Here is a 17,593-nt window from a genome sequence, read left to right on the forward strand (position 1 = left end):
TTTGAACGTACCTTTAGTAATCAAACAATTAGCCATGAAAGCAATTAAACTCCTTCCCGTACTTTTCCTTTTCATATTAGCTGCTTGTAGCTCTGTTAGAGTGAATGCAGATTATGACAAAAATGTAGACTTTACCCAATATAGAACCTACGCCTTTCACAAAAGTGGCATCGACAAAGTACAAATATCTGAATTTGACAAAAAACGTATCCTTTATGCCATCGATAACGAGCTAAGCAAAATGGGAATGACCAAAAGCGAAAACCCCGATTTGTTAATTAATATTTTTACCAAAGAAAGAGAAAGATTGGAAGTAAATCAATTTAATGCTGGATGGGGTTACGGATGGGGATATGGGTGGAATCCTTATTTGTGGGGAGGACGCAATTATGTAAGCTCTTCTACAGAAGGAACTTTATACATTGACCTGATCGATGCCAAGAAAAAAGAATTAGTATGGGAAGGTGAAGGCGTAGGTTACTTAACCGAAAATCGTGACCAAAAAGAAAAACAAATTAATGAGTTTGTTGCTAAAATTTTAGCACAGTTTCCACCAAAATAACAAATCCATAAACCGTATATACTAGAAATGGCCTACCTTTGCGTAGGCTTTTTTTATATCCAATTATGACAAAACTTACAGACATTACTACCCTCGAAGACATCAAATTACTTGTTGATACTTTTTATTCCAAAGTACAAAAAGACGAATTTATAGGCCCAATATTTAATGAAAAGATAGGCGATCGCTGGCCAGAACATCTGGAAAAAATGTACCGCTTCTGGCAAACCATCTTACTTGAAGTTCATACCTATTCCGGCAGTCCGTTCCCTCCACATAAACAATTACCGGTTGCCAAAGAACATTTTGACCGCTGGATGGAAATTTTCACCACCACAACAGATGAGTTATTTTCTGGTGCTATTGCAGAGGAAGCAAAACTACGTGCCAAGAATATGGCAGAAATGTTCAATTATAAAATTGACTATTTTAGAAATGCCGCACAAAACGGAGATCTTTTAAATTTGAAATAACACTCGATGCGCAAATTATTATTACTTGCTTTTTTACCCTTTAGTTTCCTTTCTTGCTCTACTGCAAAAACAAATGAAACAGCAAACAGCAATCCTAGATTAACGCTGTTAAACAGCATTGAAATTCCGTTCAATAAAGAATTTAAAAATACAGTCGTTGGCGGATTATCTAGCATCGATTATGATGCAAAGAATGATCTTTACTATTTTATTTGTGACGATAGAGCCGTCTATAATGACGCTCGTTTTTATACTGCCAAAATACATTTGACCGCCAATAAAATCGATAGTCTAGCCTTTCAAAATGTAGTTTCTTTAAAAAATGCTGCTGGCAAAAAATACAGCAACTGGGAGACACAACCCAACTCCTCTATTGATCCCGAAGAATTACGCTACAACCCAAAAACCAACACCGTAGTTTGGAGCAGTGAAGGCGCCCGCGTTATCGCCAAAGACTTTTCGGTATTGCAGAATCCAGCAATCCAAACAGCCGCTGTTAACGGAAATTTTGTAAATGAATTTGATTTACCCGCCAATCTCAACATGCAAAAAGAAGAAAAAGGACCTCGTAGCAACGGCGTACTCGAAGGCATCACTTTTAACAAAAAATACACGACGCTGTACACCAACGTTGAAGAACCTTTGTACGAAGACGACACCGAAGCTACAACAACTAAAGGCGGTTTGATTCGAATATTTAAATTTGACACAAAATCTAGAAAAAATACAGCACAATATGCATATGAATTAGATCCCATTGCGCACGAGCCCAATCCTAAAAATGGTTTTGCGGTAAATGGAGTTTCTGCTATTCAATATTATAGCAAAGACCAATTGCTAGTGATAGAACGCTCCTACTCTGTAGGAAAACAAGCTTGTACGATAAAAGTCTATTTATGTGATTTCTCAAAAGCAACTGATGTAAAAAAAATTGCTTCTTTGCAAAACCAAGAATTTACTATGGCTTCCAAAAAACTAATCCTAAACATGGATAACTTGGGGATTTTTATTGATAATATCGAAGGGTTGACTTTTGGCCCAAAACTGGCTAATGGCAAGCAATCTTTACTTTTTGTATCTGATAATAATTTCTCTGATAAACAAAAAACGCAAGTGTTGCTTTTTGAATTTGATTAAATTTTAGAATTTGATTTTCAATACCATCAATAGCTCCGATCTAAATACCGTGGCCATTTTAATACATATCTAATTTACTAGGATTTTGCTTGCCGTTAAAGATATCTACAACTAAGATTGTAGTATCATTTCGTTCGTATATAATTTTATATGACCAAATACTGAAATGACGGAACTTTTCTTTATTTATGATGGGATCCATGGCATACTCATAACGTTCATCTTTTAAAGATTCCACTAAATCAATTATCTTATTTAAAACGTTTTCAGCATTTTGAGGACTGTCCTCAAAAATATAATTGTAAATATCAGAAAGTGAGTTTCGAGCTTCCTGAGACCAAACTACCTTCATTTCTTTTTACCTAAAACATGGTTTTTCACCTCCTCTGACGTGTAGGTTTCTGCTCCATCTGCAACGGATTCACTAATGGACTCGATGTGTTCAACATATTGTGATTTAGTCAAAGTCTTTCCCTCAATAGTTCGAGCTACTATAACATCTCCATTCAAGATTGTGTCTATTTTCTCTAAAATAGTTTTATCTTGAACATCTATTAGTTTCTTGATTATCTTGTTTTTATAAGCTTCGATATTCATAACGCATTTATTTTATAACGTAAAGATACGACTTTTTAAAAACGGATAATCATTTTTAGATTAACCAACTTATACTCATTTTATTCATACCTTGGCTATAATGTTTTTCTTTAAAAAGATCACTTCACTAAAGAAAATGACTATCTATTTAGAACCTAACCCTACCAACTTGTCATTTCGACAAAGGAGAAACCACGATTTAGAAACTCCATTAACTGTTATCTATGTAAACAAGTGTTCCTATTCTTTACATAATCCGATTGCTCTGCCTCTTGTAACAACTAGATTTGTTAATAATTTATAGTGAACAATCCACTGTGAGATTCTTCCTTCGTCAGAATGACAAAGTTGGGCAAATTGTTTACGGAATGTTTTGAGTGCGTGTTTTATCGTGATTGCTTTGCTTCATACTTCGCAACTACTCGCAATGACTCGGTTGATAAGTAATTAAAACGAATAATCATTAATGAGACTCATCCTTCGTTTGAATGATAAGCTAAATGGTTTGAAAGTATCGAATCGTGAATTAAACCACATCAGCTCCCCTAGCCCCGATTGCAATGAAAAGCTTTTTATGAAAGTCGTTTTAGTTTTTCTTGATTATAAAAAGCGACTCCTCTCCCCAGCCCTCTCCAAAAGAAAGGGAGAAAATAGGAAAACGGCCTTTTATTTGCTTTTTTATCAACTTTAGAAAAACGAACGGCTAAATAAAAACTTGTAATGAAAAGCGGGAAATGGCTCCCAGAATTCGTACTTTTGTGCTATAACTACAACGTTTTCGACATGAACACAAATATTGAAAGTAATCCCTTATTAGACCGATTGCCAAAACACTTGAAGCAATTTATTAAGCCTCAAGATTATAGTGACTACACGCCTATCAATCAAGCGGTGTGGCGTTATGTTATGCGTAAAAACGTGGATTACTTGTCAAAAGTGGCTCATCGTTCATATCTAGAAGGATTAAAAAAAACGGGAATAGAAATCGATAATATCCCGAGTATGTACGGTATGAACCGTATCCTGACCGAAATTGGTTGGGCTGCCGTAGCTGTGGACGGATTTATTCCGCCTAATGCTTTTATGGAATTTCAGGCATATAATGTGCTGGTTATTGCTTCAGACATTCGTCAACTCGAACATATAGAATACACGCCAGCACCAGATATTATTCACGAAGGTGCCGGTCACGCCCCTATTATCGCCAATCCGGAATATGCGGAATATTTGCGTCGTTTTGGAGAAATAGGTTGTAAAGCCATATCCTCTGATAAGGATTACCAAATGTATGAAGCCATCCGATTACTTTCGATTGTCAAAGAAGCGGAAGACACACCACAGGCAACTATTGATGTAGCCGAAAAAGCGGTAGAAGATTTGCAAAACAATATGGGCGAACTATCTGAAATGGCCCAAATAAGAAACCTACATTGGTGGACTGTGGAATACGGCCTAATAGGAACTGTTGAAAACCCTAAAATTTATGGAGCTGGACTTTTATCTTCAATTGGAGAAAGCGCCCATTGCATGACGGATCAAGTAGAGAAATTCCCTTATGATATTACGGCTGCCCAAAAAAGTTTTGACATTACAAAGTTGCAACCTCAGCTTTATGTAACTCCAAATTTTGCTTATCTAAATCTGGTTTTGGAGGAGTTTGCTAATAAAATGGCATTGAGAACAGGTGGTTTATCTGGAATCGAAAAACTGGTTAACTCGAATGCTTTAGGAACAATCGAATTAAGTACTGGCTTACAAATATCGGGAGTTTTTACCAATGTAATTGAGCATGAAGGGAAACCGATTTACATACAAACGACAGGAAAAACAGCACTAGCCTCCCGCGAAAAAGAATTAGTAGGTCACGGAACAGCAACTCATGCCGAAGGTTTTGGTAGTCCAATCGGAAAACTGAAAGGCATCAACATAGCCATCGAAGACATGAGTCCAAAAGACTTAAACGCTTACAGCATAACGGAAAGCAACAGTGTAAAACTAGAATTTGAAGGAGACATTACGGTTGAAGGAGAAATCATCACTGGTTCCAGAAATTTACAAGGAGCAATTATCCTTATCCGTTTTAAAAACTGTACCGTTACACATGGAGAAACGATTCTATTTCAACCGGAGTGGGGTATTTACGATATGGCAGTGGGTAAAAAAGTAGTTTCGGCATTTTCTGGACCTGCTGATGTGAATAGTTTTGACCTGATTACACATATGCCTTCTAGCACCACTATTAAGGCAAAGCATACTGCTGAGCGCGACGACCTGGAAGTCTTATACCAAACTGTCCGAATCATAAGAGAATCCAAAGACATATACGCTTCCTTAGCTCCTATTCTTCATAAGCTAAAAAAAGATCATCCTAAAGACTGGTTGCTTGCTGTTGAAATTGCTGAACTCCTTAAAAACAGAAATGAGACCCAACTACTGGATGAAGTTCTAAACCACCTTGAAGATTTAAAACAGAAAAGACCAGAAATAGCTCATTTGATTAGCGGAGGTCTGGACTTAATTTTTCGCCCTATTATAACATTATAATTTCCCCCACTTTTAAATAAAAAGTATTTTAATAGTTTACACGCTGCCCTACATCTCTTGTTTGGCAGCGTATTTTTTTAGTCCTTAAAACAGATTACCTCCTTTTTGCTTTAAAACGAGAATAGTTCAACGGAATAGCGGAATACAGCTAAAGAAAAACAGCAATCAGGCTGATTCAGGATAAAAAAGCCTATATTTAAATTTCAAAAGGAAATCTGAATATGGGTACTAAAGACAGTAAAATGATTCGCATCGTAGAAAATAATATTTTTTGCAGCCAGATCACTCCACTGAATTGCACAAATCAATCCGTACTCATTTTTCTTCATGATGCATTGGGATGTTCTGAAAGTTGGAAAGAATTCCCTGTTCAACTTTGCGACAAACTAGAAACAAGAGGTTTTTTGTATGATCGATTAGGTCATGGAAAATCAGATACCTTAGATTCGAAATGGTCAAAAGGCTACCTTGAAGCGGAAGCTTATTTTCTGAGAGAAATTATACTATCACAAAATTTCACAAATTTTATTTTGATTGGCTCGAGCGACGGTGCCAGCATCGCGCTATTATATGCCGCCAAATACCCAGATTGTCAAGCAATCATAAGTATTGCAGGACACGTCAAAGTGGAAGAAGCGACTAAGGCAGGTATTAGAAATACCATTCAAAATTCAGAAAAAATCATTGCTCAATTAGAAAAATACCATAGCAATAAAACAGCACGTCTTTTTCAAAATTGGAAAAACTGCTGGCTTTCAGAGGGATTTAGCAATTGGAATATAGAAGATGAGCTCCAAAAAATTCAATGCCCGAGCCTTATCCTGCAAGGTGAAAAAGACGAGTATGCCACACAAGAACATTGTACCAACATTGCCAAAAAAATAGGAAGTACTGCATTACCCATTATTATTGAGGGCTGCAGACATTTTCCATACAAAGAAAACCCTTTTCTTATATCGCAAAAAATCAATTCCTTTTTAAATAAAAGATTATGAAAAAATACAGCTACACAAGCGGCATCAGTGATGAACCTTTATTAGGTCTAACAATAGGCGAAGCTTTTGAAGATACCGTAAATCGGTTTCCCAAAAACGAGGCTGTTGTTTCTAGACATCAGAATATTCGTTATACCTACGAGCAACTAGAAATTCGGGTAAACCAATGTGCCAAGGCATTTTTAGCGATTGATATACAAAAAGGTTATCGCGTGGGCATATGCGCCAGCAACTGTGTAGAATGGTTAATTGTTCAAATCGCAACGGCCAAAATAGGTGCGATTTTAGTAAATATAAATCCCAGTTATCGCACTTACGAACTAGAATATGCCTTAAATCATTCCGGATGTAAATCGATTGTGATTGCTGATAAAAACAAACATACGGACTATAGTGAAATGCTTTTTGAATTAATCCCTAATCTCAAAAACAACACTCTTCCTACTTTTGATTGTAATGAATTTCCGTTGTTAAGATCGGTTATTTCTTTAAGTCAGACCAATCTTGAAGGAATACTGATGTGGGAAGAATTTATCGATATGGGAATCCACATTGATTATCATAAATTAGAAACCAGACAACGTCTTCTTTCTTTTGACGATCCGATCAACATCCAATTTACAAGTGGCACAACAGGAAGTCCAAAGGGAGCCACATTAAGCCATCATAATATCTTAAACAACGCTTATTTTACTTCTAAAACACAGCGCATCACTGAAAAAGACAAAATCGTAATACCAGTTCCCCTCTACCATTGTTTTGGTATGGTATTAGGGAATTTAGGTTGCATCAGTCAAGGAGCAACTATGATCTACCCGAGTGAAACCTTTGATGCCGAAGCAACTTTAAAGGCGATTTCTGAAGAAAAGGCCACTGCCCTTTTTGGAGTACCCACAATGTTTTTTGCTGAGCTAGACCACCCTGATCTTAAACAATATGATCTCAGCAGTTTGCGAACAGGAATTATGGCTGGATCGCTATGTCCATCAGAACTGATGAGAAAGGTGCAAACCGAAATGCATTTAGTCGAAATGGAAATTGGTTACGGCATGACAGAAACGAGTCCGCTGAGCACTCAAACTAGGCACGATGCTCCATTTGACAAAAGAGTCAGCACCGTGGGTCGAGTTTTGCCGCATACCGAGATAAAAATCATCCATCCAGAGACTCATCAAGTCGTTCCCATCGGCGAATCAGGAGAGCTTTGTACTCGCGGATACTGCGTAATGCTCGGTTATTGGAATGACCCCATTAGAACAAAAGAATCTATTGACACCGCCGGCTGGATGCATAGTGGCGATTTGGCGACGATGGATGAAGAAGGCTATATTAATATTGTGGGAAGAATCAAAGACATGATTATCCGTGGCGGCGAAAATATTTACCCAAAGGTTATAGAAGAGTTTCTATATACCCATGACAAAATAAAAGAAGTATCAGTTTTTGGAATACCGGATGAAAAATATGGAGAGCAAGTATGTGTTTGGATTCAAATGCATGACAAATCAGAACTCACGGCTTCAGAAATAAAAGAATATTGTAGAGGAAAAATAGCTCATTATACCATTCCTGGTCAGGTAAAATTTGTCACTGAATTTCCGATGACTGTTACCGGTAAAATTCGTAAAGTCGAGATGAGAGAAGCAATGATGGCTGAATTAGGACTTACAAAATAATAAAAAAAAGGGTTTAAATCAGTCTACTGTTTAAACCCTTTTTATTGAATCGAAAAACAAATTGCAAACGCGTCACAATTTTATTTTCTGTCCAAAATCTTTTTCGCTTTCAATTACAACCCCCTCATATTTTAATGTCCATCCTAAACTATTGGTAAGAATTAAGAACTTAGACAACTCGCTAACTAACCTGTTTTGAGCATTTGTTTTAAGTGTTGACTTTTCTATTTTTTTGGCCAGATTTGCTTTTACTGATTTATTAATTTTATTATAATCATCTCCGGTAAAAGGATTTAGCTTGCTTTGTTCTACATCATAAAACTGAATATCTGGACTAATTTTAATTTCCTCTTTTGGAATATATAAAATGGAAATCATTTTGTTTTTTTCGTCAATATCATATTTCATTTTATGCAAATCATATGCGACAGTTACATCTGCATTAACGACTATCAAAGCCTTTTTATCGAATGTAAGCATTCCCATTAGGTATTTTTCCTGATTCTTATATGTAATCACTTCAGAAAAATGCCCTTCCGTTACTACTAGTTTACCTACATTGACAATTTGTTGCTGTATCAAGCTCGTATTGTAATCTATTCCTGAATCGTCCTCTTTCTTGAATTCACAATATTTAAACAATAATACAACGACGACTATCATTGCCATAAAAATAAGTAATCTTCTTAGCATAATTAAAATTTCATGAATGAATATTGAGAGACCAATGTAGTAATTTTATCCTTTAGTTTAGCTTCAAATTTTTGATGACTTTCTGAACTAGGATTAAAAGGTTTATGAGATAAACTTTTTTGGATATTTTCTACTTCCTCCATTGCAACTAAAGCGGCTTCTGAAATATTAGCTTCCTTGAAACGTTTCCAAATATAATCAATCGCAACCTGGCTGGGATGCAACATATCTTCGTTATAAAAACGATAATCCCGAAGTTCATCCATCATGATTTCATAACTGGGAAAGTATTCCGTTTTCAGTTGGTAGCATTCTGTTATCAAAACTTGATGAATAGCAGCTATTAAATGGGACTTACTTAATTGATTTTCGACAAAACCATCTTTGATGTGTCGCACTGGTGAAACCGTAAAAATGATTTTTACTTCCCGATTAATTGAATGAATTAAATCGATTGTATTTTGAATACTTTTTTGAATTATATCTATCGCCAACAGTTCTTTCTTAAACTGTTTTTGAGGAACTTTATGACAATTGGCAACGATCGCGTTGCTTTCAATATTTTGATATGCCCAAGCCGTCCCAAACGTTATAATGATGTGTGAAGCTTCGCTTAGCTGTTTCCAAGTTAATTGGATGATTTTATTCAAATCATTTATTAACTCAAGTGGATTAGCATTACTTAAATCAGAATGTGCAGCATAACAATGCCAGCGTTCATTGTAAAAAAAAATATCGGCCTCCGTAAATACTTTTTCTGCAACAGCGAAGGCAATAAATTTTTCGATTGCCAGCGGATGAAATAAAATTCCAAACGGATTACAGAAATTCTGAAATTTAAAATAATGCAGTTTCTCTGACATATTTACCGCAAAGCAAGAGCCCAAAGACATAATCTTCGAATTGTAATCTATCGAATGAGTACTTTTAGGAATGGGTATTTGAGTTCTGAAATTCATAGGATTATATTAAATCGTTTCAAAAATACAAAATTTGATCTCTATGAAATAAAAAATGAACCCAGAAACGTTACAATGTTCTTGAGTTCATCAAATAAATTAAAATCAACTTAGCAGTTAAATTTCATTAATATAATTTATTTTCATCAACATCTTCTTCTAAGATATAAATTCCTTTTTAGTTTATTGAGCAATTAAAATTTAATTTAGAATCTTTATTTGTGATTTAAAAACCCTTTCGATTTGCCTGCGCAAAAGGAAAGGGTTAGTCATTTTAATGAGTAAGAAAAACTATTTTACAAAATCCACCGCTTTGTTTAAAGCTTCTGCAATTCCATCCACATTTTTTCCACCTGCAGTAGCAAAGAAAGGTTGTCCACCTCCTCCACCTTGTATGTACTTCCCTAATTCACGAACCACTTGTCCAGCATTTAGGCTTTTATCAGCTACTAATTCTTTAGAAATATAACAGCTTAACATTGGTTTTCCTTCTTCGGCTGTAGCCAAAACCAAAAACATATTAGTTCCTAAATTCCCTAAATCATAAGCTAAATCTTTAGCTCCTTCTGGGTTAAGATCTACTTGTACTGCCAGAAATTGTACTCCGTTTATTTCTTGGATTTGTTGCGCCAATTCTGTTTTTAATCCTTTTGCTTTATCTCTAATTAATTGCTCTACTTGCTTTTTTAATTTGGCATTTTCCTCCTGTACTGAAACTACCGCTTTAATAACATCTTGCGGGTTTTTCAGAGCAAGCTTAATCTCGTTCAATGCATTTTCCTGAGAAGCAAAGAAGACCTTAACTGCATCACCAGTAATCGCTTCTATACGTCGAATCCCTGCAGCAACAGCTCCTTCTGAAACGATTTTGAAATACCAGATTTCGCCAGTATTCTTCACGTGAATTCCTCCACAAAGTTCCATGCTTTCGCCAAATTTAATTGCACGAACATGATCTCCATATTTCTCACCAAACAAAGCCATCGCTCCTTCTTCTACCGCTTGCGCGAAAGGAATATCTCTGCGCTCTATTAATGGTAATTGTTCTTGAATTCTAGCATTAACGAAGTCTTCTACTTGCTGCAGTTCTTCATCAGTCACTTTTGCAAAATGAGAAAAGTCAAAACGCAAATGGTTTGGACTTACTAACGATCCTTTTTGTTCCACATGTGTTCCTAATATGCTTCTCAATGCCTGATGCATCAAGTGGGTCGCAGAGTGATTTTTTGTAGTATCTGATCTTAATTTACTATCTACTTTAGCTACAAAACCACCGTTTACATTCTCCGGCAATTTTTTAGTGAAATGCAGAATTAAATTATTCTCTTTTTTAGTATCTATAATTTGGATGGTTTCATTTGCCGAAACTAAAACCCCTTTATCTCCCACTTGTCCTCCACCTTCAGGATAAAACGGTGTGTTATCTAAAACGATTTGGTACATCACACCCTCTTTTTTAGAGTCCACCTTACGAATGCGGGTAATTTTTGCTTCACTTTCTGTTTGATCATAACCTACGAAAGTTTCTGTATTTCCTTCTACTAAAATTTTCCAATCATCTGTTGAAACTTCAGAGGCAGCACGAGAACGTGATTTTTGTTCTTGCATGGCTTTATCAAAACCAGCTTCGTCCAGACTGAAACCTCTTTCTCTCAGAATCAAAGCCGTCAAATCGATTGGAAAACCAAACGTATCGTATAATTCAAATGCTTTTGCTCCCGGCACTTCTTTTCCTTGATTTGTAGCAATTACGTTATCTAACAACTGTAACCCTTGATCTAGTGTGCGCAAAAAAGAAGTTTCTTCTTCTCTAATTACATTTGTTACTAAGCCTTGTTGTTTTTTGATTTCAGGGAAAAACTCTCCCATTTGGTCCGCTAAAACAGCAACCAACTTAAATATAAAAGGTTCTTTGGTATTCAAAAAAGTAAATCCATAACGTATTGCACGACGCAAAATACGACGAATTACATATCCCGCTCCAGTATTAGAAGGCAATTGTCCGTCGGCAATAGCAAAAGCTACTGCACGCACGTGATCCACAATTACACGAATCGCAATATTGGTTTTATTTTGATCTTCACTTATCTCCTTTACTTCGTTCGAAGTATATTTCAATCCTGTAATTTCCTCCACTTTTTCAATAAGCGGTGTAAACACGTCCGTATCATAATTTGAAGTAGTATTTTGCATTGCCATACACAAACGCTCAAACCCCATTCCGGTATCTACGTGTTGTGCCGGTAATTTTTCAAGAGAACCATCGGCTTTACGGTTGAATTCCATAAATACGTTGTTCCAAATTTCAACGACTTGTGGATGATCCGCATTAACTAAGCTTCTACCTGTAACTGCCGCTCTTTCTTCATCAGTACGCAAATCGATATGAATTTCAGAACATGGTCCGCATGGTCCTTGGTCTCCCATTTCCCAAAAATTGTCTTTTTTGTTTCCAAGGATAATGCGATCTTCAGGAACGAACTGTTTCCAAATATCAAATGCTTCTTGATCAAAAGGCACATTCTCTGCTTCGTTTCCTTCGAAAACAGAAACATACAAACGGTCTTTATCTAATTTTAAAACTTCGGTTAAAAATTCCCAAGCCCAAGGCAAGGCTTCTTCTTTGAAATAATCACCAAAAGACCAGTTACCTAGCATCTCGAACATAGTATGGTGATAGGTATCAAACCCTACATCTTCTAAATCATTATGTTTTCCTGAAACACGAAGACATTTTTGAGTGTCGGCAATTCTATTACTTTTTGGTGTGGCATTACCCAAAAAATATTCTTTAAACTGTGCCATTCCTGAGTTATTAAACATCAAGGTTGGATCATCTTTAAGTACTATGGGTGCCGAAGGAACAATTAAATGTCCTTTGCTTTCAAAAAAGTCTAAAAATTGTTTACGTACGTCTTGTGATTTCATTATTTTATTTTTTTTGCCACTAAGGCGCTAAGGCACAAAGTTTTTTTATTTATGTATTGCTCTAAAGCATTTCATGCCCCAGATAGTAGTGGAAAGCTTCGAGATTGAGTAATCATTTTTTTCTTGAAACGGCAGAGCGACCAGCGGAAGCTCCTGCTGTATCATTAGAAAAAACGATTACTAAACGAGAACTTGCAACGAATAGCTGGAATAGGCACATTATTTTATTTATTATTGAAAAAACGCGAGAACAAATGAAACATTTATTAAATTTGTTCATCTTACATTTTACAATGTGCAAAAATAGGGTATTTTAAAATATGGCGAAAGTAAAATATTATTACGATTCGGAAAATCTAGCGTATAGAAAAATAAAAACAAAAAAAAGATGGAAATTTGGTTTTGCCGCCTTGTTTTTAGTGGCTTCGGCATTGTTTGGCTCACTTATATTTGTGCTTTTATTAAACACACCTTACTTTGACACACCGAAAGACCGGCTACTAATTCGTGAAAATGACAATTTAAAATTGAATTACGCCGTTTTAGACAAAAGAATGGATCAGCTTGACAATGTAATTGAAGCGATTGAAGAACGGGATAATAATTTATACCGAACTTATTTCAACACAGCGCCGATACCAGAAGAAGAACGCAAATCAGGATTTAGTGGCGAAGATAGATATGCTGCTTTACAGGGTTATGACAATACGCAGCTGGTACTTAATACAACAAAAAGAGTAGATGTTCTTACCAAAGAATTGGCTATACAATCTAAGTCGCTCGATTACATTTTAAAACTGGCAAAAGCCAAAAACAAATTATTGTCTGCCATTCCTGCCATTCAGCCTGTCATGAACGAAAATTTAAAACGAATGGCTTCTGGTTTTGGATACCGGACAGATCCATTTACTAAAGCCCGTAAAATGCATAAGGGGATGGACTTTACGGCTAAACAAGGCACACCTATTTTTGCAACTGGAGACGGAGTTGTAGCACAAGCGGACAACAGGGCTTCCGGTTACGGGAATCATATCGTCCTTAGGCATGGTTATGGATACGAGACCTTGTATGGCCATTTAAGCAAATACAATGTCAAAGCGGGACAAAGAGTGAAACGAGGAGACATTATAGGTTATGTGGGAAGTACAGGTAGATCTGAAGGTCCACATTTACATTATGAAGTACACAAAGACGGTAAAGTAGTTAATCCGCTTAATTTTTATTATGGAAACATTTCGGCAGTGGAATATGTTGCCATTTCAAAATTAGCGAACCAGGAAAATCAATCATTAGACTAATGCACATAGAGCTACAACCAGATAAAAGATATTATAGCATTGGTGAAATCGCCAAAGCTTTTGATGTAAACGCTTCGCTGATTCGGTTTTGGGATAATGAATTTGATATTCTGAAACCAAAGAAAAATGCTAAGGGGAATAGAATGTTTACTCCGGAAGACATTAAGAACCTGCAACTTATTTATCATTTGGTAAAAGAAAGAGGGTTCACCTTAGAAGGGGCTAAAACACATTTGAAAGAAGGACAGAAGAAAACATTGGATAAATTTGAAATTATCCGAAAATTAGAAACAATAAGAACACAATTAACAAATATTAAAAATCAACTTTAAATTAAACAAACATGAAAAGATTTTTGCCTTGGATTATCGGAGCCGTTGTTATCATCGGAATATACAGCTATGTAAAAGGAATCAATAATACTGCTGTAGTTTACGAGCAGGGAATTAACGAGTCCTGGGGTAATGTTCAAACTTCTTATCAAAGAAGAAATGACTTAATCGGAAACTTAGTGAATACTGTAAAAGGTGCTGCTGATTTCGAAAAAAGTACTTTGACTGCCGTTATTGAAGCACGTGCCAAAGCGACTTCGGTTACTGTTGACCCTACAAATATCACTCCGGAACAATTAGCACAATTCAATCAAGCACAAAGCGGCGTGAGCAGTTCTCTTTCCAGATTGTTGGTTAGTGTAGAACGTTACCCTGAATTAAAAGCAAACCAAAATTTCTTGAAATTACAGGATGAATTAGCTAGTACAGAAAATCAAATTCTTACAGCCAGAACGCGTTTTAACGAAGCGGTAAAACCATACAACAATCATATCAAAATTTTCCCAAACTCAATCTTTGCAGGTATGTTCGGATTTAAGGAAAAACCATATTTCGAAGCTGTTGTAGGTGCTGAAAAACCAGTTGAAGTAAAATTCTAAATCCCCTAAATTAAAAAGGGCAGTTTTAAAATAAACCATTAAGGAATTTAGATTATTAAGAAATAATGAATCTTGTTTCTTAATGGTTTATTATTTTAAAATGAATCAGCCCTCTTTATCTATTAATTCTAAATAAAAAAGCAACTCATGTCAAAAGTAGAAGATTTTTTAACCCAAGAAGAAGAACAAGAAATTGTTGAAGCTATTCGTGTGGCCGAAAAAAATACCTCTGGAGAAATCAGAGTGCATCTCGAGAAAACGACTGCTTTAGATCCTTATGATCGTGCACTTGAAGTTTTTAACGAACTAAAAATGGACCAAACTGAACTTAAAAATGGGGTTTTAATTTACCTTGCCGTGAAAGACAGAACATTTGTGATTTGTGGTGACCAAGGGATAAATGATATTGTAACTAATACGTTCTGGGATAGTACGAAAGATATCATGGTTGCTCATTTTAAAAACGGTAATTTTAAACAAGGATTAATTGACGGAATCCTAAGAGCAGGCGAAGAACTTAAGAAACATTTTCCGTGGTCTGAAGATGACACGAATGAACTATCAAACGAAATATCTAAAGGATAATGATTTTACAAAAAAAGAATACAACCCTTTTACTACACTTACTTATTGGTCTTTTTATAACGCAAATAGGGTTTGCACAATTTACAATTCCAAAGAAACCCGATTTTCAAACTAGTGTTTATGATTATGCCAATGTATTAAGTGCATCAGAAAAAACACAGTTAGAAGAAAAACTCGTTAAGTATGCGGATACCACAACTACCCAGATTGTAGTTATTACTATTGAAAGCCTAAAAGGAGAAGACATAGGTATACTAACACCAAAATGGGGACAAGAATGGGGAATTGGAGGAACTCAAAAGGATGATAACGGAGTCCTTATTTTATTGGCTAAAGCCGAAAGAAAAATATGGATATCACCTGGCTATGGCCTTGAAGATCGCCTAACAGCAGGAATTGGTGGTGAAATAACTCGAAATATTATATTACCCGAATTTAGAGCTGGAAGCTACTATAATGGTTTAGATAAAGGAACTGACGCGCTATTTGATGTTTTTAAAGGAAAATACAAAGGAGAGCGAAAGCAAACCAAAGGAAAAGATTTTCCTATTTTACCTTTTATCATTATTATTGTTATCATTCTTGTATTGATTTCAAAAAATAAAGGTGGTGGTAACTCTGGTAATCGCGGTGGCGGTGGACCCAGTTTACTGGATGTCATTCTCTTAAGCAGTCTTGGCCGTGGAGGCGGAGGCGGAGGTTTTGGAGGTGGATCTTCTGGAGGAGGTTTTGGCGGCGGCGGATTCGGTGGTGGATTTGGCGGCGGCGGATTTTCTGGAGGAGGTTCTGGAGGAAGTTGGTAAACAAGATTCACTCTATTCAATTATAAAAAAAGCTGCAATTTGCAGCTTTTTTTTATGGTTATTCTCTATTTGATTTTTTACCACAACGCAGAAAGTAATTTATATGGACTTATTTCTTGGTCACTTAGACTTTGTAGGTTATTCTAAATTTTAATAATTGATTACCAATTAGTTAACTATATTTTTTAACTATTAATTGTAAATTTAATAGAAAAAAGCCATGAAAAATTTCGCAATAAAAGTCGTGTGGTTTACCACAGCATTTGTATTTGTTTTTGCCGGTTTATGTCTAACTGACATAGTAGTACCCATACTCCTAAGTTTACTTATTTTTGGAGAATTATTAATTCTATTTATGGTTTACACGGTACTGACTGATAAATACACCACTACAAAAACGTTTAAGGATTGGTACGGTGATCATCCTATGAATACTTTAGATGACTAGAGATAAAACTAGTAGAATTTGCCTAATTAAAAAAATCCCGATTTCTCGGGATTTTTTTACTAGTCAATGTTACAGTAAATTTCAATTGGCTTTCTCCGTAAGTAATGTTCCCCTTATATTTTTATGTCGTCTAAAAAAGAAACATAAAAATATTATCTTACTTGACTTTTTAGCACAAGACGATGAAGCAGTTTAGGGAAAAATCGTTTTAAATAAATGCCCAGCACTTCTTTTCCTCCTATATAAGATTCAAACGAATTAGATTCGACAGCTTTGACTAATTTTCTAGCGAAGACCGATACCGGCATACCGTTCAGGGTTGCTTGATCGTTACTTTTTTGTTTTGACCCATCTCCCGTCAGTGCGTTTACTGCGACATTCGTTTGTATGAATCCCGGACAAATGATTGTGACATTGATATTGTCTTTTTGATGCTCCATTCGCAACACGTCAAAAAAGCCATGTAACGCATGTTTCGCTCCGCAATAACCAGAACGATATGGAGAACCAAATTTTCCCATCAAACTGGTTATGGTTACAAAACGTCCTTTTCTATTCGAAATAAAATGCGGTAATAGCGCTTTTGTAATAGCAACCGTTCCTAAATAATCTACTTCAATGAGTTTTTTGTCTACCTCAAAATCAGTGTCAACTAAAAGTGAACGTTGACTCACTCCACCATTATTGATTAGGACATCAATTTTCCCAAAAAAAGAAATGGCTTTTACAACATGCTTTTTGGCATTATTGAAATCTGCCAAATCAAACGAAAGAATTTCGACTTCGGTATTCGAACATTTTGCTTTGACACGTTCGAGATTTTCAACATTACGAGCAGGAAAGTATAAGTTTGCAGTTTCTTTGGCTTAATTCATACGCCAAAGCTTCCCCGATGCCGCTGGAAGCTCCAGTGATCCAAACTACTTTATTATTTATAGATGCCATTTTTTATTATAAATGTAAA

The 17,593-nt window shown here is 35.8% G+C and carries 17 protein-coding genes and 1 pseudogene; 12 read left to right on the top strand and 6 right to left on the bottom strand.

Translation table 11 applies throughout. From position 1 onward, the window contains the following. Positions 1-34: 34 nt before the first annotated feature. The 3 genes from BMW63_RS03795 (at position 35) to BMW63_RS03805 (ending at position 2,172) form a co-directional block, all read left to right on the top strand. The gene (locus BMW63_RS03795) at positions 35-562 is read left to right on the top strand and encodes a DUF4136 domain-containing protein (protein ID WP_074722036.1); all 528 of its coding nucleotides are present in this window, start codon (positions 35-37) and stop codon (positions 560-562) included. Positions 563-627: 65 nt separating this feature from the next. Next, positions 628-1,035 (top strand): group III truncated hemoglobin, encoded by a 408-nt coding sequence (locus tag BMW63_RS03800; protein WP_074721418.1) that lies wholly within the window; start codon positions 628-630, stop codon positions 1,033-1,035. Positions 1,036-1,041: 6 nt separating this feature from the next. Continuing rightward, positions 1,042-2,172 carry an esterase-like activity of phytase family protein gene (locus BMW63_RS03805; RefSeq protein WP_074721420.1) on the top strand — a complete coding sequence of 377 codons (1,131 nt, stop codon included), beginning with the start codon at positions 1,042-1,044 and terminating at the stop codon, positions 2,170-2,172. A gap of 58 nt (positions 2,173-2,230) precedes the next feature. Here BMW63_RS03805 and BMW63_RS03810 read toward each other — a convergent pair whose 3' ends face one another. Continuing rightward, the gene (locus tag BMW63_RS03810; protein WP_074721422.1) at positions 2,231-2,524 is read right to left on the bottom strand and encodes a type II toxin-antitoxin system RelE/ParE family toxin; all 294 of its coding nucleotides are present in this window, start codon (positions 2,522-2,524) and stop codon (positions 2,231-2,233) included. Continuing rightward, positions 2,521-2,769, bottom strand: a complete 249-nt coding sequence (locus BMW63_RS03815) for a hypothetical protein (protein WP_074721424.1) — start codon at positions 2,767-2,769, stop codon at positions 2,521-2,523. The genes BMW63_RS03810 and BMW63_RS03815 overlap by 4 nt, the downstream gene beginning before the upstream one ends. A gap of 783 nt (positions 2,770-3,552) precedes the next feature. Here BMW63_RS03815 and BMW63_RS03820 point away from each other — a divergent pair. From BMW63_RS03820 to BMW63_RS03830, 3 genes are all read left to right on the top strand, one after another. After that, positions 3,553-5,313: an aromatic amino acid hydroxylase gene (locus BMW63_RS03820; protein WP_074721426.1), complete on the top strand. Its 1,761-nt coding sequence runs from the start codon at positions 3,553-3,555 to the stop codon at positions 5,311-5,313. A gap of 221 nt (positions 5,314-5,534) precedes the next feature. Beyond that, positions 5,535-6,308: an alpha/beta fold hydrolase gene (locus BMW63_RS03825; RefSeq protein WP_083380341.1), complete on the top strand. Its 774-nt coding sequence runs from the start codon at positions 5,535-5,537 to the stop codon at positions 6,306-6,308. Further along, positions 6,305-7,984, top strand: a complete 1,680-nt coding sequence (locus BMW63_RS03830) for an AMP-binding protein (protein WP_074721428.1) — start codon at positions 6,305-6,307, stop codon at positions 7,982-7,984. Before BMW63_RS03825 ends, BMW63_RS03830 begins: the two co-directional genes overlap by 4 nt. Positions 7,985-8,056: 72 nt before the next feature. On the opposite strand, the gene BMW63_RS03835 is transcribed toward BMW63_RS03830, so the two are convergent. The 3 genes from BMW63_RS03835 to alaS form a co-directional block, all read right to left on the bottom strand. Continuing rightward, positions 8,057-8,677, bottom strand: a complete 621-nt coding sequence (locus BMW63_RS03835) for a DUF4230 domain-containing protein (RefSeq protein ID WP_074721430.1) — start codon at positions 8,675-8,677, stop codon at positions 8,057-8,059. A gap of 2 nt (positions 8,678-8,679) precedes the next feature. Beyond that, positions 8,680-9,636, bottom strand: a complete 957-nt coding sequence (locus BMW63_RS03840) for a GSCFA domain-containing protein (protein ID WP_074721432.1) — start codon at positions 9,634-9,636, stop codon at positions 8,680-8,682. Between the two features lie 291 nt (positions 9,637-9,927). Next, positions 9,928-12,564, bottom strand: a complete 2,637-nt coding sequence (gene alaS / locus BMW63_RS03845) for an alanine--tRNA ligase (protein WP_074721434.1) — start codon at positions 12,562-12,564, stop codon at positions 9,928-9,930. A 320-nt stretch (positions 12,565-12,884) separates the two neighbouring features. Here alaS and BMW63_RS03850 point away from each other — a divergent pair, with 320 nt between their 5' ends. The 6 genes from BMW63_RS03850 (at position 12,885) to BMW63_RS03875 (ending at position 16,629) form a co-directional block, all read left to right on the top strand. Then, the gene (locus BMW63_RS03850) at positions 12,885-13,862 is read left to right on the top strand and encodes a M23 family metallopeptidase (RefSeq protein WP_074721436.1); all 978 of its coding nucleotides are present in this window, start codon (positions 12,885-12,887) and stop codon (positions 13,860-13,862) included. Beyond that, the gene (locus BMW63_RS03855; RefSeq protein ID WP_074721438.1) at positions 13,862-14,194 is read left to right on the top strand and encodes a MerR family transcriptional regulator; all 333 of its coding nucleotides are present in this window, start codon (positions 13,862-13,864) and stop codon (positions 14,192-14,194) included. Before BMW63_RS03850 ends, BMW63_RS03855 begins: the two co-directional genes overlap by 1 nt. An 11-nt stretch (positions 14,195-14,205) precedes the next feature. Continuing rightward, on the top strand, positions 14,206-14,793 hold the full coding sequence (locus BMW63_RS03860; protein WP_074721440.1) for a LemA family protein: 588 nt from the start codon (positions 14,206-14,208) through the stop codon (positions 14,791-14,793). Between the two features lie 147 nt (positions 14,794-14,940). Continuing rightward, positions 14,941-15,378: a TPM domain-containing protein gene (locus BMW63_RS03865; protein WP_074721442.1), complete on the top strand. Its 438-nt coding sequence runs from the start codon at positions 14,941-14,943 to the stop codon at positions 15,376-15,378. Continuing rightward, positions 15,378-16,181, top strand: a complete 804-nt coding sequence (locus BMW63_RS03870) for a TPM domain-containing protein (RefSeq protein WP_074721444.1) — start codon at positions 15,378-15,380, stop codon at positions 16,179-16,181. Before BMW63_RS03865 ends, BMW63_RS03870 begins: the two co-directional genes overlap by 1 nt. Positions 16,182-16,401: 220 nt before the next feature. Further along, positions 16,402-16,629: a hypothetical protein gene (locus BMW63_RS03875; protein WP_074721446.1), complete on the top strand. Its 228-nt coding sequence runs from the start codon at positions 16,402-16,404 to the stop codon at positions 16,627-16,629. Between the two features lie 152 nt (positions 16,630-16,781). Here BMW63_RS03875 and BMW63_RS03880 read toward each other — a convergent pair. Beyond that, positions 16,782-17,432: pseudogene (locus tag BMW63_RS03880) on the bottom strand (SDR family NAD(P)-dependent oxidoreductase); the annotation flags it as partial. Positions 17,433-17,593: the final 161 nt, after the last annotated feature.

Origin of the sequence: Flavobacterium frigoris, from assembly GCF_900111075.1 — a bacterium.
Classification (GTDB): Bacteria; Bacteroidota; Bacteroidia; order Flavobacteriales; family Flavobacteriaceae; genus Flavobacterium; species Flavobacterium frigoris.